Source organism: Pseudoxanthomonas sp. OG2 (assembly GCF_014192765.1).
Classification (GTDB): Bacteria; Pseudomonadota; Gammaproteobacteria; order Xanthomonadales; family Xanthomonadaceae; genus Pseudoxanthomonas_A; species Pseudoxanthomonas_A beigongshangi.
Genome location: NZ_JACHYM010000001.1, coordinates 697,241 through 723,091, shown reverse-complemented (window position 1 = coordinate 723,091; position 25,851 = coordinate 697,241). Strand labels below are relative to the sequence as shown.

Genomic DNA, 25,851 nt, shown 5'->3' with positions numbered 1-25,851 from the left:
GCCTGGGTACAGACAATCCGGCGCTTTCGCACGTATCATCCCCGCTCGTTTTTTTTCACCGGACCCCCGCGTGACCTCCACCCCGCTCGCATTCGTTTTCCCCGGCCAGGGCTCGCAGTCGCTCGGCATGCTGGCCGAACTGTCGGAGCTGCATCCGATCGTGCGCGAAGCGTTCGCCGAGGCCTCCGACGGCGCCGGCGTGGATCTGTGGGCGCTCTCGCAGGGCGGCCCGGAAGAAATGCTCAACCGCACCGAATACACCCAGCCGGCGCTGCTCGCCGCGGGCGTGGCGGTGTGGCGCGCGTGGCAGCAGCAGGGCGGTGCCCAACCGGCCGTGCTCGCCGGCCACAGCCTGGGTGAATACACCGCGCTGGTCGCCGCCGGCGCGCTGTCGCTGCGCGACGGCGCGCACCTGGTGCGCCTGCGCGGCCAGCTGATGCAGGAAGCCGCGCCCGAAGGCGTCGGCGCGATGGCCGCCGTGCTCGGCGCCGAGGATGCCGTGGTCGCCGAAGTCTGCGAACAGGCCTCCAACTCGCGCGTGGTCGTGCCGGCCAACTACAACTCGCCCGGACAGATCGTGATCGGCGGCGACACCGAAGCCGTGGAACGCGCCATCGCCCTGCTGGGCGAGCGCGGCGTGCGCAAGGTGGTCAAGCTGGCCGTCAGCGTGCCCTCGCACACCCCACTGATGCGCGAAGCCGCCAACCGCCTGGCCGAGGTCATGGCCGGACTGAGCTGGCACACCCCGGCGCTGCCGGTGGTGCAGAATGTCGACGCGCGGGTGCATGCGGATCTGGACGGCCTGCGCGACGCGCTGGTGCGCCAGCTCTACCTGCCGGTGCGCTGGACCGAATGCGTGCAGGCGCTGGCCGGGCAGGGCGTCGTCCGGGTGGCCGAATGCGGCCCCGGCAAGGTGCTGACCGGCCTGGTCAAGCGCATCGACAAGGCGCTGGACGCGCGCGCCATCGGCGGCGTTGGCGACTTCCAGGCCGCGCTGGCGGACTGGGCCGCCTGAGCCCCGCCGACCCATCCTTCCGGCGCGCGCACCGCGCGCGCCCCTGATTCCGAGGACCCCGCAATGAGCAAACCCCTGCAAGGCGAAATCGCCCTCGTCACCGGCGCCAGCCGCGGCATCGGCGCGGCCATCGCCGATGAGCTCGCCGCCCAGGGCGCGACCGTCATCGGCACCGCCACCACCGCCGGCGGCGCGCAGGCCATCGGCGAGCGCCTGGCCGAGCGCGGCGGCCACGGCCGCGAACTCAACGTCACCGACGCGGCCGCCGTCGAGGCGCTGATCGAGGACATCGCCAAGCAGTTCGGTCCGGTCTCGATCCTGGTCAACAACGCCGGCATCACCCGCGACAACCTGCTCATGCGCATGAAGGACGAGGACTGGCAGGCCATCCTCGACACCAACCTCACCAGCGTCTACCGCACCTCCAAGGCGGTGATGCGCGGCATGATGAAGGCGCGCAAGGGCCGCATCGTCAACATCGCCTCGGTCATCGGCGTCACCGGCAACGCGGGGCAGGCCAACTACGCCGCCGCCAAGGCCGGCATCATCGCCTTCTCCAAGTCGCTGGCCAAGGAAATCGGCAGCCGCGGCGTCACCGTCAATGTGGTCGCGCCCGGCTTCATCGACACCGACATGACCAAGTCGCTGCCGGAAGACGCCAAGAACGCCATGCTCGGCCAGATCGCGCTCGGACGCTTCGGCGAACCGGCCGACATCGCCCGCGCGGTCGCGTTCCTGGCCGGCCCCTCGGCCGGCTACATCACCGGCGAGACCTTGCACGTCAACGGCGGCATGTACATGCCGTAACAAAAAATAGCGGTAAGTGGTTGATTTGGTGACGGATCCGGGCATCTGCCCGCCGCCGCCGGTTTCCACTACACTATCCCCCGGTTTGCCATCGCCAAGCGTGGCAATATCAACTAGTCACCCAATCTCCGTCTGGAGCGATATCCAATGAGCAGCATCGAAGAACGCGTCAAGAAAATCGTCGTCGAACAACTCGGCGTGAAGGAAGAAGAAGTCACCAACAGCGCATCGTTCGTCGATGACCTGGGCGCCGACTCGCTGGACACCGTTGAACTGGTGATGGCGCTGGAAGAAGAGTTCGAGTGCGAAATTCCGGACGAAGAAGCCGAAAAGATCACTTCGGTGCAGCAGGCCATCGACTACGTCAAGGCCCACGTCAAGGCGTAAGCCCGGCGTTCTGAAGTCTTCGTGTCGGGGCCGCGAATGCGGCCCCGCGCGTGTCCGGGGTCGCACCGCCCGGCAAGCAAAACGGGCGTACCGAAACAAATGCATTTGAGGAGCGTGTTATGAGCCGGCGTCGCGTCGTCATTACGGGAATGGGTTTGGTGTCGCCGCTGGGCAACGACATGGCCACCAGCTGGGATGGCATCGTCAACGGCCGTTCCGGCATCGGTCCGGTCACCTCGTTCGATGTTTCGGCCTACACCACCCAGATCGCGGGTGAAATCCGCAACTTCGATCCCACCACCTTCGTCTCCGCCAAGGACGCGAAGAAGATGGATCCGTTCATCCACTACGGCATCGCCGCCTCGTTCATGGCACTGGATGATTCCGGACTGGAAATCACCGAAGCCAACGGCGAGCGCATCGGCGCCATCATCGGCTCGGGCATCGGCGGCATCCACGGCATCGAGGAACAGACCATCAAGCTGCACGAAGGCGGCCCGCGCAAGGTCTCGCCGTTCTACGTGCCCAGCACCATCATCAACATGCTGCCCGGCCAGCTGTCGATCCTGAAGGGCATCAAGGGCCCGAGTTTCTCGGTCGTCTCGGCCTGCGCCACCTCCAACCACTCCATCGGCGTGGCCATGCGCGCCATCCAGTACGGCGATGCCGACGTGATGGTCGCCGGCGGCGCCGAACTCGGCTCTTCGCCGACCTCCATGGCCGGCTTCTGCACCATGAAGGCCATGTCCACCCGCAACGACGATCCCACCCGCGCCTCGCGCCCGTGGGATCGCGATCGCGACGGCTTCGTGCTGGGCGATGGCGCCGGCGTGCTGATCCTGGAAGAGTACGAACACGCCAAGGCGCGCGGCGCGCGCATCTACGCGGAACTGGCCGGCTTCGGCGCCAGCTCCGACGCCCACCACATGACCGCCCCCAGCGAAAACGGCGAAGGCCCGGCACGCTGCCTGGTCGCGGCCATGAAGGACGCCGGCATCACCGCCGAACAGGTCGAATACCTCAACGCGCACGGCACCTCCACCCCGCAGGGCGACCTCGCCGAAACCCTGGCCATCAAGCGCGCGCTGGGCGACCACGCGTACAAGATCATGGTCAGCTCCACCAAGTCGATGACCGGCCACCTGCTGGGCGCGGCCGGCGGCGCGGAAGCCATCTTCTCCGTGCTGGCGATCCACCACGGCATCATTCCGCCGACCATCAACCTGGACAACCCGAGCGAAGGCTGCGACCTGGACTACGTCCCGCACACCGCGCGCGAGAAGAAGATCGACATCGCGGTGTCCAATGGTTTCGGCTTCGGCGGAACGAACGGCACGCTGGTGTTCAAGCGGATCTGACGCCGGGCGATGTTGCGCGATATACGAAACCCCTCGCTGGAAGGCGAGGGGTTTTTGTTTGTCTGATAGGAAAAGCGCCCCCATCCGCCCTGTCGGGCACCTTCCCCCGCAGGCGGGGGAAGGGCGATGTATCAACATCTTCTTGACCCCAACGAAAGTCCCTTCCCCCGCGTTGCGGGGGAAGGTGCCCGGAGGGCGGATGGGGGCAAGCCCGCAATGCCAGAACCCCCACCACATCCGGCACAATGCACCCTGCTTCCCCGCGCTCCCGCAAGACGATGATCGAAACCCGCGCGCTGTCCCCCGACACCGATCTGCTCGCCCTGCACCGGCGCGATCCAGCGCGCTATCCGGTGCTGCTGGAATCGGTCGCCTCCGGCACCGTGCAGGGACGCTGGGACCTGCTGCTGATGGCCGCCGAAGGCGAAGGCTTCACCCTGCATCACGACGGCCGCGTGCGCGACTTGCATGGCGCACCGCAGGACGCCAACTTCCTCGACACCCTCGACGCCCACTGGCAAGCCGCGCGCATCGATCGCGAAGAACCGCGCTGGCCGTTCCGCGGCGGCTGGGCCTTGCTGCTGGCCTACGAACTGGCCGGCGAAGTCGAACCCGTCCTGCAACTGCCCCCGCGCGATGACGACGCGCGCATGCCGATTGCCGTCGCCCTGCGTTGCCCCGCCGCGATCCTGCGCGATCGCGGCACCGGCGACTGCGTGGCGATTGCCGAACAGGGCCACGCCGCATTGCTCGAACGCATCGCCGCCGACCTCGCGTCACCCGCACCCGCATTGCCCGCCTGGCACCCGCCGCTGTGCATCGACGAGGACGCCCCCGAACGCTTCACCGACGGCGTCGTCCGCATCCTCGACTACCTCGCCGCCGGCGACGTCTTCCAGGTCAACCTCTCGCGCGCCTGGAAGGCGTGGTTCGACGGCACCCTGGAACCTTCAACGCTGTACGCGCGCCTGCGCACCGCCAATCCCGCACCATTCGCCGGCCTGTTCGCGGGGCAGGGCTGGGCCGTGGTCAGTTCCTCGCCCGAACGCCTCGTCTCCGTGCGCGGCGACGTGGTCGAAACCCGCCCCATCGCCGGCACCCGCCCGCGCTTTCCCGGCGACGATGACGCCGCCCGCATCCGCGAACTCGTCGGCCATCCCAAGGAACGCGCCGAACACGTCATGCTCATCGATCTGGAGCGCAACGACCTGGGCCGCGTCTGCCTGCCCGGCAGCGTGCAGGTCGACGAACTGATGACGGTCGAAAGCTACGCCCACGTCCACCACATCGTCAGCAACGTGCGCGGCCACCTCAAACCCGACGCCACGCCCGGCCAGGTCATCCGCGCCACCTTCCCCGGCGGCACCATCACCGGCTGCCCCAAGGTGCGCTGCATGCAGATCATCGCCGAACTGGAACAGGTCGCCCGCGGCGCCTACACCGGCGCCTTCGGCTGGCTCAACCGTGACGGCGACCTGGACCTCAACATCCTCATCCGCAGCGCCGAAGTCCTCCCGCGCGAAGGCGGCACCGAAGTCCGCTTCCGCACCGGCGCCGGCATCGTCGCCGACTCCATCCCCGATCGCGAACTCGACGAAACCCGCGCCAAGGCCCGCGGCGTCCTGAAAGCCCTGGAAGCCTGACCGACTCTCTTGTCCCGCTTTGCAGGGAAGAGATTTGCGTAGGGATTTTTGGCCGTCATTCCGGCGCAAGCCGGTAAGTGGGGTGGCGCGGAGCGTGCCCCCATCCGCCCTTCGGGCACCTTCCCCCGCGTTGCGGGGGAAGGGACTCGCCTCGCGATTTTCGAGGCGTGCCGCCCCCGCATATCCGGCAAAGCAAACTCCTTCCCCCGCAACGCGGGGGAAGGTGCCCCAACGGGGCGGATGGGGGCGCCTTCCCGCAACTCACCCACAGCCCCTTCGTCATCCCGACGAACGCCCGGACCCATCTCCGCGAACCTCGCCCAAATGCATCCCGGCCCCCACCGAACTAACAACCCAAAACCCCAACGAAAGTCCCTTCCCCCGCAACGCGGGGGAAGGTGCCCGAAGGGCGGATGGGGGCAGCCTTCCCGCAACTCACCCACAGCCCCTTTCGTCATCCCAACGAACGCCCGGACCCATCTCCGCGAACCTCGCCCAAATGCATCCCGGCCCCCACCGAAATAACAACCCAAAACCCCAACGAAACTCCCTTCCCCCGCAAAGCGGGGGAAGGTGCCCGAAGGGCGGATGGGGGCAGCCTTTCCCCACAAAGCCAACCCCACCTGTCAACCCATCGCCCCCTTAACACCGAGCGGTTATCCTCCCCAGCTTCCGTCCCACTCCGAGACCTACGTGGCTTCAGGTTGCAAAAGCGGCTGCCGCAACATCGTCATCGTCCTGATTCTGCTGCTGCTGGCCGCGGCCGCCGGCGGCGCCTGGCTGTACCAGCGCTACCACGGCTTCGCCGATGAACCGCTCACCGGCCTCAAGGGCGATCAGGTCATCGAAGTCGCCAGCGGCGACGCCTTCGGCACCGTCCTGCGCAAGCTGCGCGACCAGGGCGTGACCGACGGCCAGAACATCGAATGGCAACTGCTCGCCCGCGAACTCGACGCCGCCGGCAAGCTCAAGGTCGGCGAATACGCCCTGCAACCCGGCACCACCCCACGCGACCTGCTCACCCGCATGCGCGACGGCAAGACCGTGCAGTACCGCTTCACCATCGTGGAAGGCTGGAACATCCGCCAACTGCGCAACGCGCTCAAGGCCGCCACCCCGCTCAAGCAGGAAACCGCCCAGCTCGACGACGCCGCGCTGATGAAGGCGCTCGGCCACCCCGGCCAGCATCCCGAAGGCCGCTTCCTGCCCGAAACCTACGTCTACACCCGTCGCGAAACCGACCTCGACGTGCTCAAGCGCGCCTACGACGCCATGGACAAGGCGCTCGCCAGCGCTTGGGCCGAACGCGACCCGCAGGCGCCGCTGGCCTCGCCGGAGGAAGCGCTCATCCTCGCCTCCATCGTCGAAAAGGAAACCGGCATCGCCTCCGAGCGTCCGGCCATCGCCGGCGTGTTCGCCCGCCGCCTGAAAATCGGCATGCGCCTGCAGACCGATCCCACCGTCATCTACGGCCTGGGCAGCGGCTACGACGGCAACATCCGCAAGCGCGACCTGCTGGCCGACACGCCCTACAACACCTACACCCGCGCCGGCCTGCCGCCCACGCCCATCGCCATGCCCGGCGTGGACGCCCTGCGCGCGGCGGTCAAACCCGAAGCCGGCGACGCGCTGTACTTCGTCGCCGTCGGCGACGGCAGCGGCAAGCACGTGTTCTCCGCCTCGCTGGACCAGCACAACGCCGCCGTCGCCCGTTACCTCGTCACCCGCCGGGAGACCCTCGACAAGGCGGCGCAACCATGACCCAGTCCGTCCTCAGCCATCCGCACTTCATCAGCCTGGAAGGCGGCGAGGGCGCCGGCAAGACCAGCGCCATCACCGCCCTGCGCGATCTGTTGCAGGCGCGCGGCCACGAAGTCGTACTCACCCGCGAACCCGGCGGCACCCCGCTGGCCGAGCGCATCCGCGAACTCGTCCTCAACCCGCGCGACGAACCGCTGCATGCCGACACCGAATTGCTGCTCGTGTTCGCCGCCCGCGCCCAGCACGTGCGCCAGGTCATCCGCCCGGCGCTGCAACGCGGCGCCTTCGTCGTCAGCGATCGCTTCACCGACTCCAGCTACGCCTACCAGGGCGCCGGCCGCGGCCTGGACGCGCGCTGGATTGCCGAACTGGAACGCCAGGCCGTCGGCATCAAGCCCGGCCTGACCCTGCTGCTGGATCTGGACGTGCGCGAAGGCCGCGCCCGCGCCGCCGGCCGCGACCTCTGGCCCGATCGCATCGAAAGCGAACAGGACGACTTCTTCGAACGCGTGCGCCAGGGCTTCCGCCAGCGTGCCGCCGAGGAACCGCAGCGCTTCCGCCTGATCGACGCCAGCCAGACCCCGGCCCAGGTCGGCGCCGCCGTGCGCGACGCCCTCTGGCAATGGCTGGAAACCCTCGAAACCCTGGAATGATGTGGAAGTGACCCCGGAATGACCGAGTTCTCGCCCTGGCAGCGACGCGCCTATGACCACGCCGTCGCCGCGCTGGACGGTGGCCGCATGGGCCACGGCCTGCTCATCTGCGGACCGGCCGGACTGGGCAAGCGCGCCGTCGCCGAACGGCTGGCCTTGCACGTCTTGTCCGGTGGCAATGCCGCCCACGCCCAACGCGCCGCCGCGCTGATGGCCGCCGGCACCCATCCGGATTTGCAGGTGGTGTCCTTTGGCTTGACCAAGGACGGCACCAAGCTGCGCACCGAGATCGTCATCGACCAGATTCGCGACCTCTCGCAGAAGCTCGCGCTCACCCCCCAATACGGCAGCGCCCAGGTCGCCCTCATCGACCCGGCCGACGCCATCAACCGCTCGGCCTGCAACGCCCTGCTCAAGACCCTGGAAGAACCCGCGCCCGGCCGCTACCTGTGGCTGCTCAGCGCCCAGCCCGCGCGCCTGCCGGCCACCATCCGCAGCCGCTGCCAGCGGCTGGAATTCCGCCTGCCGCCACGCGCCGAGGCGCTGGAGTGGCTGCAAGGGCAGGGCCATACCGCCGCCGCCGCGCAGGAAGCCCTGGATGCCGCCCGCGGCCATCCCGGTCTGGCCAACCAGTGGCTGCGCGAGGACGGCCTGGCCCTGCGCAAGCAGGTCGCCAGCGACCTGGACAAGCTCGCCCGCGGCCAACTGGGCGTGGTGGAAACCGCGCAGAAGTGGGCCAACGACGAACTGGCCGACGCCCGCCTGCGCCACGCCGCCGATCTGGCCCTGGCCCGCGCCAGCGACGCCGGCTTGACCGACACCGCCCGATTGACCAAGCTGGCCGCGTGGTTCGACGCCGCCAACCGGACAAGGGATTTGCTGCGTACCACCGTCCGGGGGGATCTGGCGGTGGCCGAACTGCTGCTGCTGTGGACGCGACAGATGGGCGAACCGCGCCCCACCCGCGCCGCACGCGGCTGACGTCACAAGGAGCAAGGGGACACCGATGAACACACCCGCCGCCACCGGTCGCCAGGGCATCCTGTCGCTCGCCGTCAAGGACAAGGCCGCCCTCTACAACGCCTACATGCCCTTCATGAAGGGCGGCGGCATCTTCGTCCCCACGCCCAAGCGCTACTTCCTGGGCGATGAAGTCTTCCTTTTGCTTACCCTGCCCGAATCCACCGAACGCCTGCCCGTTGCCGGCAAGGTGGTATGGGTGACCCCCGCCGGCGCCCAGGGCGCCCGCACCGCCGGCATCGGCGTGCAGTTCCCGGATAACAGCGATGGCGAAGCCATCAAGAACCGCATCGAGACCATCCTGGCCGGCACGCTGAACGCGGATAAGCCGACGCATACGATGTAGGTCTAACTCGCTTAAGGACAAGCGCATGCTTTCCAGCAAGTTCATCAATACATTGATTTTTCGCTCTGCTATCAGGTAGTTAACTACCTGTTCTCGGCTGGTACTGGTATGTTGCCAACTGCCGTAAGAAGTCAATCAAGGTTGAATAGAGAGCTCACATGCTGACGAGGCTGCGAATAAAGGGCTTCAAGAACCTAATCGATGTAGATATCAGGTTCGGTCCGTTGACGTGCATAGCTGGACCAAACAGCGTTGGAAAATCGAATCTATTTGACGCGATTCGATTCCTAAGCGAGTTGGCCGACAAGCCTTTCGTTGAAGCAGCTCGGTCAATTCGGGGTGGGGAAGACATCCAATCATTGTTTACTGCACGACAAGATCCAAGAATGGAGTTGTCTGCTGAAATGATCATCTCAACGGAGGGATTCGATGATTTCGGACAGCCAGCAGAAGCTGGCGCAACATTTGTCAGATATGACTTGGTTCTCTCCCTCGATACGAGTGGAGAATTTCATGGGTCATCTCGGATTAGGCTCGATTCTGAGAAGTTGAGCTATATAACCAAGGCAGAATCCGCCGAAGCGATTGGCTTCCCGCATTCAAAGCAATGGAGGGATTCGGTTGTGCGTGCTTCGGCCCGAAGGACAACCTTCATTACAACCGAGGTTGATCCTCATAGGGGAGCCGTCGTTCGCTTGCAGTCTGATCGCATGCGAGCTGAAGGTATGTCTCAAGCTGGTGGCGGTAAGGCATTTGCATTCTCTACTAAGACCCTGCCTAGGACAGTGCTTTCATCTGCTCAGAATGCAGAAGAGAGTCGCACCGCAGTGCTTGTTCGCAAGGAAATGAGGAACTGGAAACTTCTGCAGTTGGAGCCCTCTTCATTACGAGGCGTTGATGAGTTTGATAGTGAACAGCGCATAGACGCAACGGGTGCGCATATTCCCGCAACCCTATGGCGGCTCACGAGCGACAAGGCAGAGGCTGAAGCTGCTTCTGTTACAGCGAATATCTCAAATTCGCTTTCAAACCTTGTTGAGCGCGTTAGAGATGTCAGGGTCGATAAAGATGAAGTCAGAAGAACCTTTAGGTTCATGATGACAGATGCGGAAGGGTTGGAGCTTCCCGCTAGTTCGCTTTCAGATGGAACGATGCGATTTGTTGCGCTAGCCATCATAGAGCAGGATCCAGACGAAACCGGCTTGCTTTGCCTTGAAGAGCCAGAGAATGGAATTCATCCACAGCGAATTGACGCGATTCTGGATCTTCTATATCGAATAGTGGTTGATGTTGATTCTCCTATTGGATCTGATAATCCACTCAGGCAAATCATAGTTTCGACTCATTCTCCACTGCTTGCTTCACGAGTCGATCGGGACGATTGCGTGTTTGCTCGGATCCGCCATCACGGGATAGCTGCTGAACGGTTCCCGGGACTTCAGTTGGTGGGATTGGCGCGAAGTTGGAGGGCCAGGCTTTCTACTGAATTCATCGCAGATGGTGATGCGATCGCATACCTTAGGGCGTCGGGGTTGCTAGATTCACCCGTCCCGTTCGAGAGAACGGTCGCTGGAATGTTTAGGGGGCAGCTAAATCTACCGCTGTATTTTGGGGTTGATAGTCCATGATTGACTATACGCTTACTACGGAAGGAACAAGCGATAGAGTTCTCCTTAGGCATATCGATTGGCTCTTATCTCAACATGCAAGTGTTGAGTTTGATGGGAAGTGGGCGGACCCTACTACATTCGCTAGCCATGAACGTGATGTTGAGACACGGATGGTCGAATCTATAAGAAATTACCCATGCAATCTTCTCTTTGTTCATCGCGATTCGGATGGACATGGGTATGCTGCTAGGAAGGCTGAGATAACAGACGCATTAGGGCGTTGTGGTTTAGGGGTCCCGGTCGTATGTGTGATCCCGGTGAAGATGACGGAGGCTTGGTTGCTGATTGAGGAACAAGCAGTAAGGACAGCTGCTGGAAACCCAAAGGGGCGAACCGATATCCAGTTTCCGCGCTTGAGTTCCCTTGAGGGACTGGCGGATCCAAAGGATCGTCTCAATAGTTGTTTAATGCTTGCGTCTGAGACTACTGGAAGAAGGCGCCAGAGATTCTCATCGTCTCTTAGTTCGAGTCGTCACCGCGTTTCTCAGCTTATAGAAAATCTCGATCTGCTTAGACGAGTTCAAGCATTCGTTGATTTTGAGAGTGATGTAAAAAGAACTCTGGTCGAGAACGGTTGGTCCCCAGGAGCAGCGGCTGTTTAGCTGGAAGTTGAGTCTCAATGTTAGTCGACTCCACACCCACCCTGTAGCAGACTCCTTCCCCGGAGTTTAGAAGCTCCTCTTACAGCGGAAGCCACCACCGAAACGCGGTGGCTTTTCCGTATTGCGTGTCACAATACGGACCGACGCAAAGCTCTGCGTCGGGAGGGTGGCTAATACAACACCCGTCAGGGAAATACGCCCACCGTCTGTAAGCGGCTTCTAACCTCCCGACAACCACGCACATCCCGTGCGTGGAGAGCAGAAGGAGTGTTTGCATGAACGGAAAGAAGCCCGCCACCCCCAGGCCCGATCGCGGCTACCTGATCACCGAGGACAGCCAACGCCAGCTCCGGCGCATGGCCGAGCAGTTCCAACTGGCCGCCGTCCTCATCGCCCCCCGCAGCGCCCAGGACGACACCATCCGCATCCCCGTCCACGTCCTCCCGGTCACCGAACTCCTCTACGACCACGCCCGCCACCTGCGCCGCATCCTCAACACCGCCCACCACATCTTCCTGGACGGCAAACAGCGCTAACGCACCCCGGACTGGCCGCGCCAACGCGTGGGCCGGTCAGTCCAACCGGGTGGCGCAGGTGCGCGTGCCTGAATACTCCGCTTTCGTGAGGCGCTTTGCTTTCGCGTTTCGTCAAGTACTTTCAGACGAATCCTATGGCTGGAGCCTTCTCCGATAGGTCCACTTCGTACGCACTGCCTATGCAGCGAGCGATGTTCGATGAAGGTGGCTAATCATCGAACCGGAAGCGCAGGTAGGTGATGCGAAGTGCACGCCTTCGCCGCGTTCGTGAACTTTGGCGCGCGAAGGAGCCTGCAAATCTCTATCGGGGGGCGGTATGAAGATACCGGTGGTTCTAGCCGTGCTGTTGCTCGTGATTCTCTATGCGGACCATGCGACCGCAGCGCAGACCTGCGTGAGCGTCCGCGTAGTCACGAAAGATCCGAAAACTGGCGAGATGCATGTTTCCCACCAACTCGTCTGCTGGGATGAGCCGGAACCCGGCGGATGGGATGGAAGGAATCCGATCTTCCCGGGTCATCCACGAGGAGGCCTCTACTGCGATAGCCTCATGCTGCAAAAGCCCGAAAGCTGTCTGGGACAGGAGCAGATAGTAGGCGCACCCTTCGGGAGGGAGCGATATCATCCTGGCTCTGGCCTGGCCGCCGCCATCCACAACACGACCAACAGGGCGCTTGCGCCACGGACACGTACGCTGATAGCCAACGCGCTCTCGGCTCATACCGCGGCTTTGGAAAGAGGAACGATTCCACTCGTTACCGCAAATGCCAATCTACTCGAAGGGATGAGATTGGCGTGCAGTTATCAGGCGGCTCACGATCAACTGAATCCTCCACTGACGCCATGGGTAGGAAGAATATCCCCCGCCATGCGGGCTTGTCTGGGAACACTGAGCCGGCTTAGCGGCGAAGCTGGTTTGTCCTTTGGTGCGTTCTATTTGGACTGGCTGCACACGCTGGGTATAAGCATGGCTGATTTGAAAGTTCCACAGACGTTGATCAACTGGGTGGCGCCGGAAAACTCGTTGCGCGTCAAGTACGAACTTATCAGTGGGCACGTCAAGTGCAATGCCTGGTATAGGGAGGTCATCAAGAATGGCTGCCAATAAAAAAATCGTCGCGCTGGGTGTGGCAGCGTTGCTCATTGGAGCCGCCTGCTGGCATTTCTTTGGCAACGACACAGAGCGGGAAAGCCGGTCCGATTTCGCGTCTGAGAGGGTGTCGGGGCAGAAGTCGGAAGATCCCCAGGAGCCCTTGCCTCCAACTACAACTGCTGCGAGGTCTATGGTCTCTTCCAGTGTTGTTTTCCAGCACTATCAGTGCCCGCCCGGCATGGAGGATTGCGAACGCAATCCCAATGTGGCCGCCACCCCGGAGGACGCCCAATGGCTGCTGACGCACGGCTATCCCACCGTCAAGCAGATTCAAGATCTCCGCACACGATCTACGGCGGACTATCGGGAAGAGTACCAGCGGACTGGCAGCAAGGTAGCCCAGTCGCTCTATGCGATGAGCCTGGCGCTGGATGGCGAGGCGAGGACGGCGATTGGTCTGCTTTCACAGGGGGCAGGCCAGGGAAACATCTACGCATATCACTTGCTGTCCGACCTGTATCGTCGCACCGAAGAGTTGGCCAACCTGATCACCAGCGCCGCATACCTGCGCGCGGCCTATCTGGCCGGCGATTCCCGCGCGGCGGACCGATACGCCTACCAGTTCGGCATTCTGTCGCCGCCTGAAAATCTGCTCGCCGACAAGGAGGCGTTCCGGCTTTTCAAGACCTTCGGACGCGGACGCAACTACCTGCGCCCATGAGGGGAGGGAACCGATCGAGATGACCATGCATCCATCACGACGCCGCCGGTTCCTTGTAACTGGTGTCCAGAAGTACTATGAAAAATGATCGCAAGATCGTGGCGGCTGGCATCTTGCTCTCCGTTGGGCTCGCCGCCTGCACATCGAAAGAGCCCCCGGCGTCCCAGTCCCGCAAGATTCCACAGTCCCTGACGGCTGAGTTACCCGCTGCGGTGATCCGTGCAGTCGGCCAAGGCTTGTGGATTGAGGCTCCAGCCGCGATTCGGTATGCCGGACAGCCCAGTCTGGGAGCTGCCGCTTCCTGGGACGCACGACTGGCAACGCTGCCGGAGCGGGACCGTGCCTATATGGAGGCCGTCAACGGCAGGTATTACGGCGCGCTGGCCTTCGCCAGCGAGCAGGAGCGGCGGGAACTGACTGCGCGGGGATTCCCCATGCCGGAGGAATGGCTGGCGGCCCGCGACACACCGGATGCCGAACTGGAACGTCAGGCGATAGCGGGCAACCAGAAAGCACGGATGTTCCATATCGATCGCGTCAGCGAACGGGTGGCGCCTGTCCTGACGGTGCGCGGCTTCGAGAACACGCCGGGTGACCAGGAACTGTTCCGGCAGTTCGTGGACGCCACGGCCATGGTTGCGAACCTGCTGCACGATACCCGCAGTCCCTTTGCCGCCTACCTCGCCGGCAGGATCGTGTCTTCCGGAACGCTGGGCGGCCAGCCGGAGGCCATCGCTGCATCCTTCCAGTTGGCCAGGGAACTGGGAGACCCACGCGCCGACAGCTTCCGCGATGCATTTCTCGACCAACACCCGGGCATGGACGTCGCGACGGTGATGACGGCCTATTCGTACTTCAAGTCGAGCGTGGATAGGACGGCGGCGGATGGGAAAGGGCGGTAGGGGATGGAAGTGTTCGACGGCGTGAATAGGCTACGGCATACCACGCAATTGAAGACGTTGGCGGCACTGATATTTCTCGCTTCCGGCGGCTGGAACCTCTATCAGGGAATCATGGCCACACCGGAAGGCGAGATCGATTCGCTGCGCTGCTGGGCAGGCGCTGTCTGTGTACTGGCAGCGGTATTGATAGAGAAGTCGCGACGTCGCCTGCAACGCCGTTGACGGAGATCACTTCCCCGCCCGTGCCTGGGCGGGGAGGGGTTTCTCCCCTAAGGCGCGTTCTTCCGCGCACGATATTCAGAACCGTCCGATGGAAGAACGCAACGCCGGATGATGTTGTGAATGCTGTTGGTCTGATGGACGCATCGGCGGATGAATCCCACAAGACGCGAACAGTGTGCTGCGGCCGTCGCCGTATGCCTGCTTCACTGGATGCTGTTCAAATTGCTGGCCTCTCAAGGCGCCGTCATAGATTCCAGCAACGAAGCCAAACCCCTGCGTATCCGGTTCATCGAACGCGAACCGCCACTGCTGCCAAGTACAACCAACCGAGACGATTCGCCAGATACTCCCGTCTCCAGTCAGCCCCACGTAGCCCGAATGCCCCTGCATCCTCGAATGCCTGAACTGGCGTATCCGGATGCCGATACTGACACCCGTCCACGCGCAAACGAGCCACTCAACCTGACACCCGCAACATCCGCCGCACCGGACTTCTCACGACGCCCCTTGGAAGGCGACACTCGCCTGGACCGCTTCGCCGCCCCCACCGAGCGCATCCCCATGCGCAAGCCCCTCACCGGCAAGGACGTCATTGAAGGCGCTTCCCAGATACTCGGTTTCTGGCCGCCGGGCTACACCACCGATCCCTGTCCTCGGATCCGCCGCAATATCGATGAATTGAAGACGGACGGTAGCGCCAGTGGCCGCGAGCGACTGGCGCAAGAGATGGCACGACAGGCGCGATACTGCCCCTGAGCGTTCCGGCTTGGCAGTGCTAACGCGGGGTCGAACCTGCCCTCACGGCGACGCCGGTTCCCCATAACTGGCATCCAGCAACGCCGTCGCCAGATCCCCGATGCGCATATGGTCGAAGCTGGTGTTGTTGGCCAGGAACACGCTGTGGCCGTCTTCCAGCACACGCCAGGCGAGCACGCGGAACGCGCCGTTGGAGCCGTACTCCCACGCCACCGGGCGCGGCTTTCCCGCCACCGGCAACGTCTTGACCCGGCCACCCAGTGCGTAGTTTTGCGCGGGGCGGACCACTTCCATCAATGTGGCGACGCTGGCAGGCGACAGGACGCGATGCTTGAAGACCGCGTCCATCAGCCGTTGCAGGTCACCCACGCTGGTGTAGTAACCGCCGGCCAGCATCATGAAATCGGGCACCGGGTTTTGCCGGGGTGTCACGACTGGTTGCAACGCGGCATAGCCTGCGGCCATGCCGGTGACGTGGACCGAGTCGCCGACGAAGACGCCGCTGTCGCGCAGTCCCAACGGGAAGGTCAGCAGGGTGCGCACCAGCGCGGCATAGGGTTGTCCGCTGACGCGTTCGACAATCGCCTTGACGATCAGCCAGTTCGAATGCGAGTAGTCCCAGTCGGTCCCCGGCTCGAACGCCAGATCGCCGCTGGCATAGGTGCGTACCGCTGTGGCGTTGTCCAGCGACTGCTGCTTGAGCGTCGGGTCGGCCTTGGCCGCCGCGTCCCACTGATTGGGCACGCCGCTGGAATGGCTCATCAGCCAGCGCAGCGTGAGCTTGTGGCCGGTATCGGGCCGGTAGTCCGGCAGATAGGTGGTAATCGGCGCGTCCAGCGCCAGCCGGCCCTGTTCCACCAGCCGCATCGTCACGATGGCCGCGACCCACTTGGAAATCGAACCGGCTTCGAAGCGCGTCCGCGGCGTCATCGGCGTGCCGGCTTCCGCGTCCGCGGTGCCGAAGGCGCCGCTGTAGATCGCCTGGCCGTCCCGCGTGACCAGCACGGTGCCGTTGAAACCTTCCTCGCGGGCGAACTTCTCCGCGATGTCCTTGCACTTGCCGCAGTCGGCACGCACCTGGCCGGGCAGGAGCAGGGTGAGCAGGGCAACCGCCAGACCTGTCAGAGCGCGAGGCGGTAGACCGATGACGGGCGAGGGCATGGGCGCGGCAAGGTGAAGAAGACTGGCGTTGGATGCCGTGGCGGCGTCAAAGGTTTATAGGCCCGTCGATGTCCTTCATTAAACCCTTACTGGTTTGTCCGGCCCGTGCGTCTCGGCTAGAGTGCCGCCACCGGCAACCGGGGGAAGGGAAGTGCCGGGCGGATCCCGGGGAAGCGCCTCGGACCCGAAGATTTGATGGCGTGGCGTGCTGCACTTTTTCAATGAATGTGGAAACAGGGGAACAGCGATGGTGGCAGGGATTCGCATAGCGCTCGGACTATGGATGCTGGTTTGTGGGACGGCGTACGCAGCGGATGACTCGGGCGAACGCGAGGACTACAACAAGCTGCCGGTCGAGAAAGTAAGGCCGTACGCAATCAAGGGAGACCTTGGGGCCATCCACGCGCTTTGCTATCGCTACATCTATGGAGATAAAGCGCCCTTGGACTATGCCGAAGCCCACAACTGGTGTGCGCAGGGGGCGGTCAGGGGAGGAGCCAGTTCCCAAACATTGCTGGCGGAGTTGTTCTTACTGGGAAAGGGAGGCCCGGCCAAGCCGGAACGCGCCTACCACTGGTATCTGGAGGCCGCCGACCAGGACCACGTGCATGCTTTGTTCATGCTTTACCTGATGGATGCGAATGGCCTTTCGCCAAAAAAAGATCCGGAGCGCGCCATGCGCTATCTGCGCCGATCCGCGGAGTTGGGCTATCAGGCTGCCATCGACATGCTGAAGTCACTGGAAGAGGAAGCCAAGCCAGGAAAGTCCCTGCGAAAGACTGCGGGCGAAAGCAATAGCCGAATGCCGTCTGGGGCAGAGCCTGCTCAAGCCAGCAATACGAGGCAAAGCAGAGCAGGCTGAGACTGGCCGCTGCTCCCTGTTATCCCAACATCGGCATCTCCGGTTTGGTGCCGTTGGCGAATAGCCAGGTCCCGGATCCTGACAGGAAGCACGTGATTGACGGGCCGACGAGCGCTTGCCCAGAATCCCCCGTGCACCCCCACTTTGGGGCGCGCGCCATGGGCTCGCAGAGAGGGACGTCATGACCCAGACCGTTGTTCCGGTTCTTCGCGTGACCAACGCGGCCATCAGCTTCCCGTTCTATACCGAAGGCCTCGGGTTTACCGTCGACCGGGAATATCGGCACGAGCAGGGCTTCCCCGTCTTTGCGCAACTCACGCGGGACGGGCAGTCGATCTTCCTGACGGAACACGCGGGTGACTGCCAGGTTGGTGGCGCCGTTTACTTCATGGTGCCAGCGGTGGACGAGTGTTATCGGGCGTTTCAGGCGACGGGGATTGTCAAAGCCAATCCGCCCCACAACACCGCCTGGAAGACGCGCGAACTCCAAATTGTCGATCCGGATGGCAACCGGCTTACGTTCTCCACCGAACTTGCCGGCTGATGCAGGTGCTGGTGCCGGCTGATTTCGGTTTCCGCTCGCGTCGTAGTATGCCGCGACCCCTCGAGTGTCACGTATTGAGCTGCGTCCGTAGGAAGCGGGAAACACGCTCGACGGCCTTATCGACCTGGGGCTCTGCGTCGTAGTACTGGTAGTGGGTGCCGTCTTCCCACGCCAGTTCCTTCGCCCCGCCCAGTGCGGCGAACAGCTTTTTTGCCTGCTCCGGGAAGGCGCATCCATCGGAGTGGACGACGATCGCGGGAGTCGACACGGACGCGGCCGTGCGGATCGGAGCCATTTCCAGAAAAGCGGTCATACCCATAAGAGCCGCTTCGTTACGGTATTGCGGGACGTTCGCCCGGGACTCCATCAGGTAATAGTCGTAGTTGCCTTCGCGTCCGAAATTGATGGCAGCAGGGTCGACTTCGCTATACGCAGGTACAGCATCCACCGCGCCCCGCTTCCCGTACTTCTCGCGTGCCTTGTTCGAGGCAGCCTTCCGCTGCGCCACGACATCGGCGCCATACAGATTATCCAGAAGTTCTGGATCGGGCAGGAAGCCTGCGACGGTCGCAATGGCCTTGACCCGATCTTCGGTCGCCGCCATCTCGATGACGTTACTGGCGGAAGTGCAGACGCCGACGACAGCGACGTTTTTAACGAAGGGCCGGTCCAGGAGGTAGCTGATGGCCGCCTTCAGGTCGCTGACCTTCTCCGCTGGCGCTTCGAGTTGGCGCGGCATGCCGCCGCTCTCACCGTAATGGGCATAGTCGAACGCCAGTGCGACAAATCCCGCTTCAGCGAGCTTTTTCGCATAGGTGCCCGACATCTGCTCCTTCACGGAGGTGAAAGAGCCCTGGACGATCACTGCATCGAAGCGTCCGGTTCCGGAAAAACCTCGCGGCAGGAAGAGATCGCCAACCAGCTTGATGCCGTCACGGGTGAAATCGATCTTCTGTTTCATGGAGATGGATCCGGTGTGAGGGGATTTCGACGCGCTGGTGCGCAATGCGGTTGATGAACCGATGGTCGGGGCGAGCGCTGCCACGCAGAGACTCGTCGCTGCGATAAGCAGTGAGCGTCGCTGCAGGAAGGCTGCGGAGGGGTCTTTTTTTTTCACATTTTCGATGCGGTGTTTCAATGAGCAAACTCCAGGCGGGTGACGGACCAATGCCGGCGTTGGTCCTGATGATGGGGGCGCGCCTTTCTAGTGCGCCGTTCGCCTATCAGCGCCTTGAAGCGCGAGCTCGCGCCAGCGGGCAGGTGTCGTGCCTTCCCAGGAGCGAAATGCCCGGTAGAACGAGTTCGCGTCTTCGTAGCCGACGAGGTAGGCTACCTCGTTGATGTCGATCGAAGGCTCGGCCAGTAGATGCCGGACCAGATCCTGTCGCGCCGCAGTCAGCAGCTGGCGGTAGGTCGTGCCCTCATCGGTGATGCGGCGCTGAAGCGTGCGCTCGCTCATCCCGAGTTCGCGGGCAACGTCGGCCATCTCCGGCCGACCGCTGGCCAGGATGTGCTTTAGCGTTGCCTTCACCCGATGCGAGATGGTGTGGGGTTCGCTTGCCTCTGCCAGCGCTGCGGCGAGGACCGGACTCAGTATCGCCAGCAACTCCGGGTTGTGCCCCGGGAACGGCAAGTCGAGATCGTTGGCATCGAGGATGAGTTCATTGCGGGAAGCGCCGAACTGCACCGGACAACCGAAGTAGGCCTCGTGCGCACCCGAGCGGTCATCCTGCCGCTTCAGCGACAGCCGGATCGGGGTGATCCGCCCACCCGTGCCGCGCCGGCCGAGTTCGACGAATGAGGTGAACTGGATGTCCATCAGGACCGAGGGGATCTCGGTCTCCGCCTGCCACCAATCGACCGTGAGGGTCGCCTCCCGCCCCGACTCCACCAGATTGATTCGTTCTGGCGCACATAGCGCCTTGAATCGCGCTGTCCGCTGGAGCGCGTCTCGATAGTCCCGGGCGTAGAACGCGATCAAGCTGGACGGCGGCAACGTGGCGGTCTTCAGGCCTTGGTTGAACCGAATCCCCGCCGAGGCGTCCGGGCTCAACTTCTCGATGGCCTCCCACAGGCGAAAAAACTCCTCGGTGGTGACCTGTCGCCGGCCTGATGACTCAGGCAGGTGCAACGTGGCAGGCAGCCGCGCATGCCGCAGCACAAGCTCGGGACTGAGCCCGATCACTCCCAGTCCCTCCCAGGTCGCGGGCGCGACATCGAACCGGATGAGCTTGGGATTCTGGCGAAGCATCGACGAAGGGCGCGCGGCCGGCGGGGTGCGAGTGGTCATTCTCTCGCGCTGGAGCCACCGTTTCACTAGCAGAAAATGCCACGTTACTTGCGGTCGGCGCCAAGGGCGCGCGACGCGAGTTACACAGAGGCGTACAGCTGCGGCCCTTTAGTGAAGCCAAGCACGAGTTCTATGCAAGCTGCCGGTCGGCATCTCGTTCAATGCTCGCTTGGCAAGTCCGCTTAGGGTCGAATCGGACCATATGCCCGCCCGGTCCGATCCAGCCATCTCCTGACTAGTACCGCGCCCTGTCCAGCCCCAACCGGTACAGATGTTCAGATCCGCCGGAATCCGCAGGCTGAATGGTTCCCAGCAGTGAACTGTGCCTGTTCAGTCCGCCAAGTCCTGTGTGACCAATAACCCCAACGGACATAAGTTGATGATTCATGGTGGCCCCGGTAAGCTGGGCGCATGAACACCCTGAGCGCTCCAACTGGCGCCAGCCGCGGGCCGGCTACTCATGACATTCGCGACCAGATTGTCGTGGCGGCGACTGAGCACTTCAGCCACTACGGCTACGAGAAGACCACCGTTTCCGATCTGGCCAAGGCGATCGGCTTCTCAAAGGCCTACGTCTACAAATTCTTCGAGTCGAAGCAGGCCATTGGCGAGATGATCTGCGCCAACTGCCTGGCGGAACTCGAACAGGAAATCCATCAGGCCATTGATGGCGTGGAGCAGCCCGCAGAGCGGCTGAGGAAGTTTTTCAAGGCTTCCACGGAGGCGCACCAGCGACTCTTCTCCCAGGATCGAAAGCTCTACGAAATAGCGCAGTCGGCCGCCGCCGAGCGGTGGCAATCCGTGTTGGGATACGAGGAGAGACTACGCGCGCTGCTCCAGGAAATCCTCCAGCAGGGCCGGGATTCGGGCGATTTCGAGCGCAAGACGCCGCTGGATGAAACCACCAATGCCGTCTATCTGGTATTGCGCCCGTATTTGAATCCACTTTTGTTGCCGCATAGCCTCGACTACAGCGGGCAAGCGCCCATGCTGCTTTGCAGCCTCGTGTTGCGGAGCCTGTCTCCTTAGGAAATTCGTTGTGACTATTGACTATTTTGGTCACTAGGTTCAGAGTCCCGTCCAGATTGGACCGACGGGACTCCCATGCGTCATTTTGTTAAAAATTCATTAGCCGTTGCTCTCCTGGTTTTTCTGGCGGGATGCGGCGCCGAAGCACCGTCTGACCCCAGAACAAAGGCGCCTTTCGTACGCACGGCGACGGTGGTGGGGGATGGCGCGCCAGCTCGCGCATTTACAGGAACGGTGGCGGCGAGAGTCCAGAGCGATCTCGGATTCCGTGTTCCAGGCAAGGTGTCGCAGCGGCTGGTGGATGCGGGGCAAAAGGTCCGGCGCGGGCAGATCCTGATGCGCATCGACCCGGCCGACCTTCAGTTGTCGGCGCAGGCGCAACAGCAGGCGGTCGTGGCCGCGCAAGCCCAAGCCAGACAGGCGATCGCCGATGAGGCCAGGTATCGCGCCCTGCTTGGCACGGGTGCCATCTCCGCCTCCTCGTACGACCAGAGCAAGGCCGCGGCCGATGCGGCGCGCGCCCAGCTCAGTGCCGCCAGAGCGCAGGCACAGGTGGCCAGCAACGCCAATCGCTACGCGGAGCTTCTCGCCGATGCTGACGGCACTGTGATGGAAACGCTGGCCGAACCCGGCCAGGTGGTGAGCGCCGGCCAGCCCGTCGTGCGGCTTGCGCGAACCGGAGAGCGCGAAGCCATCGTGCAGCTTCCCGAGACCCTGCGCCCGGCACTGGGCTCGGTAGGCCAGGCCAGGCTGTACGGCGATCGCCGGAACCCGGTGCCCGCCAGGCTCAGGCAGCTCTCCGACGCGGCGGATCCGCTGACACGCACCTACGAGGCCAGGTATGTCCTGGATGGCGCGCTCGCGGAGGCCCCTCTGGGCGCCACCGTCACGCTCGAAATCGCCGATGGCCTGCCCGTCACGGCCGCACTTCAGGTCCCGATTGGCGCGCTGTTCGACGCAGGGAAGGGGACCGGTGTCTGGGCGCTGGAAGGCACGCCCGTCAAAGCCGTCTGGCGCCCCGTGCAGGTAATGGGACTTTCGGACGACATGGCGCAGGTCAAAGGCCGCCTGAAGTCGGGCGAGAGGGTTGTTTCGCTCGGTGCGCACCTGATCAAGAACGGCCAGATCGTCAAGCCGCTGGGCGAGGGCAAGGAAACACGCTCCGGAGCTCAGCGATGAGTGAGGGGCGCTTCAATCTTTCGTCGCTCGCGGTTCGCGAGCGCTCCGTAACCGTCTTCCTCCTGTTCTTGATCTCGGTGGCGGGCGTCCTTGCGTTCTTCCAACTGGGCCGCGCCGAGGATCCTCCGTTCACGATCAAACAGATGACGGTCGTCACTGCATGGCCGGGAGCGACGGCGCAGGAAATGCAGGACCTGGTGGCCGAACCGTTGGAAAAGCGGCTGCAGGAACTGCGGTGGTACGACCGCTCCGAGACCTACACGCGGCCAGGTCTGGCCTTCACGATGGTGTCATTGCGCGACGCAACGCCACCCTCCCAGGTGCAGGACGAGTTCTATCAGGCCCGCAAGAAACTGGGAGACGAGGCAAAGAGGTTGCCCGCTGGCGTCATCGGGCCGATTCTCAATGACGAATACGCTGACGTGACCTTCGCACTCTTTGCGCTCAAGGCGAAGGGGGAGCCGCAACGACTGCTGGTGCGTGACGCCGAAATGCTGCGCCAACAGTTGCTGCATGTGCCCGGGGTCAAGAAGGTCAACATCATCGGCGAGCAGCCTGAGCGCATCTTTGTATCCTTTTCGCACGATCGGCTGGCGACGGTAGGCGTCAGCCCGCAGGACATTTTCACCGCACTCAACAGCCAGAACGTGCTGACGCCAGCCGGGTCCATCGAGACCCGTGGGCCGCAGGTGTTCGTGCGCGTGGAGGGCGCCTTCGATAGCCTGGAGAAGATCCGCCAGACGCCGATCGTGGCGCGCGGACGCACGCTGAAGCTCTCCGACGTGGCCACCGTCGATCGTGGCTATGAGGATCCGGCCACCTTCCTCGTTCGCAACAATGGCGAGCCCGCGCTCCTGCTGGGCGTCGTCATGCGCGATGACTGGAACGGGCTGGATCTCGGCAAGGCGCTGGAATCGGAAGTCAGCAAGATCAATGCGCAACTGCCTTTGGGCATGTCGCTTGCCAAAGTCACCGACCAGGCCGTGAACATCAGTTCGGCGGTCGACGAGTTCATGGTCAAATTCTTCGTCGCGCTGCTTGTGGTGATGCTGGTGTGCTTCCTCAGCATGGGCTGGCGGGTAGGCATGGTGGTCGCCGCGGCCGTACCCCTGACCCTGGCCGCGGTGTTCGTCGTCATGGCGGCCACGGGCAAGAATTTCGATCGCATCACGCTGGGCTCGCTCATCCTGGCATTGGGGCTGCTGGTGGACGATGCCATCATCGCCATCGAGATGATGGTGGTGAAGATGGAAGAAGGCTACAGCCGCGTGGCCGCCTCGGCCTATGCCTGGAGCCACACGGCCGCGCCGATGCTGTCCGGAACGCTGGTCACCGCCATCGGATTCATGCCCAACGGTTTCGCGCGATCCACCGCGGGTGAATACACCGGCAACATGTTCTGGATCGTCGGCATCGCGCTCATCGTGTCCTGGGTGGTGGCCGTGGTGTTCACTCCCTACCTGGGCGTGAAGCTGCTGCCGGACATCAAGAAGGTGGAGGGCGGACATCAGGCGATCTACGACACCCGCAACTACAATCGCTTCCGGGAACTGCTGGCGCGCGTGATCGCGCGCAAATGGTGGGTCGCCGGCGCGGTGGTAGGGCTGTTCGCGCTGGCCGTCGTCGGCATGGGCGCGGTCAAGAAGCAGTTCTTTCCCACCTCCGATCGACCGGAGGTGCTGGTCGAGGTGCAGATGCCCTACGGCACGTCCATCCAGCAGACCAGCGCCGCCGCGGCCAAAGTCGAAGCCTGGCTCGCCAGGCAGGAAGAGGCGCGCATTGTGACGACCTACGTCGGGCAGGGCGCTCCTCGCTTCTTCCTGGCGATGGCTCCGGAACTGCCGGATCCGTCGTTCGCCAAGATTGTGGTACTGGCTGGCGATGACAAGGAGCGGGAAGCGTTGAAATTCCGGCTGCGCGAGGCGATCGCCGACGGACTGGCGCCCGAAGCGCAGGTGCGTGTCACCCAAATCGTGTTCGGTCCGCCATCTCCGTTCCCGGTGGCTTATCGGATCATGGGGCCGGACAGGGAAAAACTGCGCGAGATCGCCGGGGAGGTCGGCAATGTCATGCGGGCGAACCCGATGATGCGAACGGTCAACTCCGACTGGGGACCCCGCGTGCCCACGCTGCACTTTGCACTGGATCAGGACCGCCTCAACGCCGTGGGCCTGACCTCGAACTCGGTGGCGACGCAATTGCAGTTCCTGCTCAGCGGTGCGCCGCTCACGGACGTACGCGAAGACATTCGTTCCGTGCAGGTGGTAGGTCGCGCGGCGGGCGATACGCGTCTGGATCCGCAGAAGATTGCGGACTTCACGTTGGTCGGAAGTGCTGGTCAACGTATCCCGCTCTCCCAGGTGGGGACCGTGGAGGTGCGCATGGAAGATCCCATCCTGCGCCGACGCGACCGCACGCCCACCATCACCGTCCGCGGCGATATCGCCGAAGGCCTGCAGCCGCCAGATGTCTCCACGGCGGTTCTGAAGGATCTGCAGCCGCTGATCGAGCGGCTCCCGGCGGGCTACCGCATCGAGCAGGCCGGTGCGATCGAAGAGTCCGGCAAGGCCACGGCGGCGATGCTCCCGCTGTTCCCGATCATGATCGCACTTACGTTGCTTGTCATCATCCTGCAGGTTCGCTCCATCGCAGCGATGGTCATGGTGTTCGCCACCAGCCCACTGGGGCTCATCGGTGTGGTGCCGACCCTGCTGGTCTTCCAGCAGCCATTTGGCATCAACGCACTGGTCGGACTGATCGCGCTGTCAGGCATCCTGATGCGTAACACCCTGATATTGATCGGCCAGATTCACCATAACGCGCAGGAAGGCCTGGGTCCTTTCGATGCCGTTGTTGAAGCGACCGTGCAGCGGGCGCGGCCCGTCATCCTGACCGCGCTGGCCGCGATTCTGGCCTTCATACCGCTGACGCACTCCGTGTTCTGGGGGACGCTGGCATACACGTTGATCGGGGGAACGCTGGCGGGAACCGTCCTCACACTGGTCTTCCTGCCGGCGATGTATGCAATCTGGTTCAAGATAAAACCGTCTTCACCCGATGAAACGGCCCAACCCGTGCTTGCCCCTGCACACTGAGCGTGGTCCGACGCATGAATGCCGAGTCTTTTGCACCGTTTGACGGGACGAGCGCCGACGCGACGCTGAGCCTGTTTCATCGGGCTCTTTCCGGGCCGCCTCTGCCGCACATGCATGGCGCTGTTTCTGACCGAGATTCCAGTTCCGGGCCCTTCGAGCGCGTATCGCTGGACAATGCGCGCCTGGCCCCAGCCCAGCC

General features: G+C 63.4%; 25 protein-coding genes. 21 read left to right on the top strand and 4 right to left on the bottom strand.

The annotated features are described in order from the left end of the window. The first annotated feature begins 70 nt into the window (after positions 1 to 70). The 15 genes from fabD to FHW78_RS03200 all read left to right on the top strand — a co-directional run bounded on the left by fabD (position 71) and on the right by FHW78_RS03200 (position 14,736). Positions 71 to 1,015, top strand: coding sequence for an ACP S-malonyltransferase (gene fabD / locus FHW78_RS03270; protein WP_183637637.1), 945 nt, complete (start codon positions 71 to 73; stop codon positions 1,013 to 1,015). Positions 1,016 to 1,078: 63 nt separating this feature from the next. Beyond that, positions 1,079 to 1,822 carry a 3-oxoacyl-ACP reductase FabG gene (gene fabG / locus FHW78_RS03265; protein WP_183637634.1) on the top strand — a complete coding sequence of 248 codons (744 nt, stop codon included), beginning with the start codon at positions 1,079 to 1,081 and terminating at the stop codon, positions 1,820 to 1,822. A gap of 147 nt (positions 1,823 to 1,969) precedes the next feature. Further along, entirely contained in the window at positions 1,970 to 2,209 is a 240-nt protein-coding gene (gene acpP, locus FHW78_RS03260) for an acyl carrier protein (protein WP_093297108.1), read from the top strand. 119 nt (positions 2,210 to 2,328) lie between these two features. Further along, positions 2,329 to 3,567, top strand: a complete 1,239-nt coding sequence (fabF, locus tag FHW78_RS03255) for a beta-ketoacyl-ACP synthase II (protein ID WP_183637631.1) — start codon at positions 2,329 to 2,331, stop codon at positions 3,565 to 3,567. 278 nt (positions 3,568 to 3,845) lie between these two features. Beyond that, the gene (locus FHW78_RS03250) at positions 3,846 to 5,210 is read left to right on the top strand and encodes an aminodeoxychorismate synthase component I (protein ID WP_183637628.1); all 1,365 of its coding nucleotides are present in this window, start codon (positions 3,846 to 3,848) and stop codon (positions 5,208 to 5,210) included. A gap of 693 nt (positions 5,211 to 5,903) precedes the next feature. Further along, the gene (gene mltG / locus FHW78_RS03245) at positions 5,904 to 6,971 is read left to right on the top strand and encodes an endolytic transglycosylase MltG (RefSeq protein WP_343205528.1); all 1,068 of its coding nucleotides are present in this window, start codon (positions 5,904 to 5,906) and stop codon (positions 6,969 to 6,971) included. Next, a complete protein-coding gene (tmk, locus tag FHW78_RS03240; RefSeq protein ID WP_141456307.1) occupies positions 6,968 to 7,624 on the top strand; it encodes a dTMP kinase in 657 nt (218 codons plus the stop codon). Before mltG ends, tmk begins: the two co-directional genes overlap by 4 nt. An 18-nt stretch (positions 7,625 to 7,642) precedes the next feature. Next, on the top strand, positions 7,643 to 8,605 hold the full coding sequence (locus FHW78_RS03235) for a DNA polymerase III subunit delta' (protein ID WP_183637620.1): 963 nt from the start codon (positions 7,643 to 7,645) through the stop codon (positions 8,603 to 8,605). 25 nt (positions 8,606 to 8,630) lie between these two features. After that, entirely contained in the window at positions 8,631 to 8,990 is a 360-nt protein-coding gene (locus FHW78_RS03230; RefSeq protein WP_141456310.1) for a PilZ domain-containing protein, read from the top strand. 158 nt (positions 8,991 to 9,148) lie between these two features. Beyond that, on the top strand, positions 9,149 to 10,618 hold the full coding sequence (locus tag FHW78_RS03225) for an ATP-binding protein (RefSeq protein ID WP_183637617.1): 1,470 nt from the start codon (positions 9,149 to 9,151) through the stop codon (positions 10,616 to 10,618). 919 nt (positions 10,619 to 11,537) lie between these two features. Beyond that, positions 11,538 to 11,798: a hypothetical protein gene (locus FHW78_RS03220; RefSeq protein ID WP_141456316.1), complete on the top strand. Its 261-nt coding sequence runs from the start codon at positions 11,538 to 11,540 to the stop codon at positions 11,796 to 11,798. Between the two features lie 316 nt (positions 11,799 to 12,114). After that, a complete protein-coding gene (locus FHW78_RS03215; protein WP_183637614.1) occupies positions 12,115 to 12,906 on the top strand; it encodes a hypothetical protein in 792 nt (263 codons plus the stop codon). After that, a complete protein-coding gene (locus FHW78_RS03210; protein WP_183637611.1) occupies positions 12,893 to 13,612 on the top strand; it encodes a hypothetical protein in 720 nt (239 codons plus the stop codon). The genes FHW78_RS03215 and FHW78_RS03210 overlap by 14 nt, the downstream gene beginning before the upstream one ends. A 77-nt stretch (positions 13,613 to 13,689) precedes the next feature. Continuing rightward, complete coding sequence (locus FHW78_RS03205; protein WP_183637608.1) at positions 13,690 to 14,514, top strand: hypothetical protein; 825 nt, start codon at positions 13,690 to 13,692, stop codon at positions 14,512 to 14,514. Between the two features lie 3 nt (positions 14,515 to 14,517). Beyond that, the gene (locus FHW78_RS03200; protein WP_183637605.1) at positions 14,518 to 14,736 is read left to right on the top strand and encodes a hypothetical protein; all 219 of its coding nucleotides are present in this window, start codon (positions 14,518 to 14,520) and stop codon (positions 14,734 to 14,736) included. A 75-nt stretch (positions 14,737 to 14,811) separates the two neighbouring features. On the opposite strand, the gene FHW78_RS03195 is transcribed toward FHW78_RS03200, so the two are convergent. Then, the gene (locus FHW78_RS03195) at positions 14,812 to 15,126 is read right to left on the bottom strand and encodes a hypothetical protein (RefSeq protein ID WP_183637602.1); all 315 of its coding nucleotides are present in this window, start codon (positions 15,124 to 15,126) and stop codon (positions 14,812 to 14,814) included. A gap of 6 nt (positions 15,127 to 15,132) precedes the next feature. Here FHW78_RS03195 and FHW78_RS03190 point away from each other — a divergent pair, with 6 nt between their 5' ends. Beyond that, entirely contained in the window at positions 15,133 to 15,492 is a 360-nt protein-coding gene (locus FHW78_RS03190; protein WP_183637599.1) for a hypothetical protein, read from the top strand. A gap of 42 nt (positions 15,493 to 15,534) precedes the next feature. Here FHW78_RS03190 and FHW78_RS03185 read toward each other — a convergent pair whose 3' ends face one another. Next, positions 15,535 to 16,653 (bottom strand): serine hydrolase domain-containing protein, encoded by a 1,119-nt coding sequence (locus tag FHW78_RS03185; protein WP_183637597.1) that lies wholly within the window; start codon positions 16,651 to 16,653, stop codon positions 15,535 to 15,537. Positions 16,654 to 16,858: 205 nt separating this feature from the next. Here FHW78_RS03185 and FHW78_RS03180 point away from each other — a divergent pair, with 205 nt between their 5' ends. Together FHW78_RS03180 and FHW78_RS03175 are read left to right on the top strand one after the other, a co-directional pair. Continuing rightward, complete coding sequence (locus FHW78_RS03180; RefSeq protein ID WP_183637594.1) at positions 16,859 to 17,515, top strand: tetratricopeptide repeat protein; 657 nt, start codon at positions 16,859 to 16,861, stop codon at positions 17,513 to 17,515. A 181-nt stretch (positions 17,516 to 17,696) separates the two neighbouring features. Next, a complete protein-coding gene (locus tag FHW78_RS03175; RefSeq protein ID WP_183637591.1) occupies positions 17,697 to 18,059 on the top strand; it encodes a glyoxalase superfamily protein in 363 nt (120 codons plus the stop codon). A gap of 67 nt (positions 18,060 to 18,126) precedes the next feature. Here FHW78_RS03175 and FHW78_RS03170 read toward each other — a convergent pair whose 3' ends face one another. Together FHW78_RS03170 and FHW78_RS03165 are read right to left on the bottom strand one after the other, a co-directional pair. Continuing rightward, the gene (locus tag FHW78_RS03170) at positions 18,127 to 19,197 is read right to left on the bottom strand and encodes an alpha/beta hydrolase (protein ID WP_218533804.1); all 1,071 of its coding nucleotides are present in this window, start codon (positions 19,195 to 19,197) and stop codon (positions 18,127 to 18,129) included. Positions 19,198 to 19,263: 66 nt separating this feature from the next. Continuing rightward, entirely contained in the window at positions 19,264 to 20,349 is a 1,086-nt protein-coding gene (locus FHW78_RS03165; protein ID WP_218533805.1) for an AraC family transcriptional regulator, read from the bottom strand. A 411-nt stretch (positions 20,350 to 20,760) separates the two neighbouring features. Between FHW78_RS03165 and FHW78_RS03160 the strand changes: the two genes are divergently transcribed. From FHW78_RS03160 to FHW78_RS03150, 3 genes are all read left to right on the top strand, one after another. Next, complete coding sequence (locus FHW78_RS03160) at positions 20,761 to 21,378, top strand: TetR/AcrR family transcriptional regulator (RefSeq protein ID WP_183637589.1); 618 nt, start codon at positions 20,761 to 20,763, stop codon at positions 21,376 to 21,378. Positions 21,379 to 21,453: 75 nt separating this feature from the next. After that, complete coding sequence (locus FHW78_RS03155; protein ID WP_183637586.1) at positions 21,454 to 22,557, top strand: efflux RND transporter periplasmic adaptor subunit; 1,104 nt, start codon at positions 21,454 to 21,456, stop codon at positions 22,555 to 22,557. Further along, on the top strand, positions 22,554 to 25,652 hold the full coding sequence (locus FHW78_RS03150; protein ID WP_183637583.1) for an efflux RND transporter permease subunit: 3,099 nt from the start codon (positions 22,554 to 22,556) through the stop codon (positions 25,650 to 25,652). Before FHW78_RS03155 ends, FHW78_RS03150 begins: the two co-directional genes overlap by 4 nt. Positions 25,653 to 25,851 lie beyond the last annotated feature (199 nt).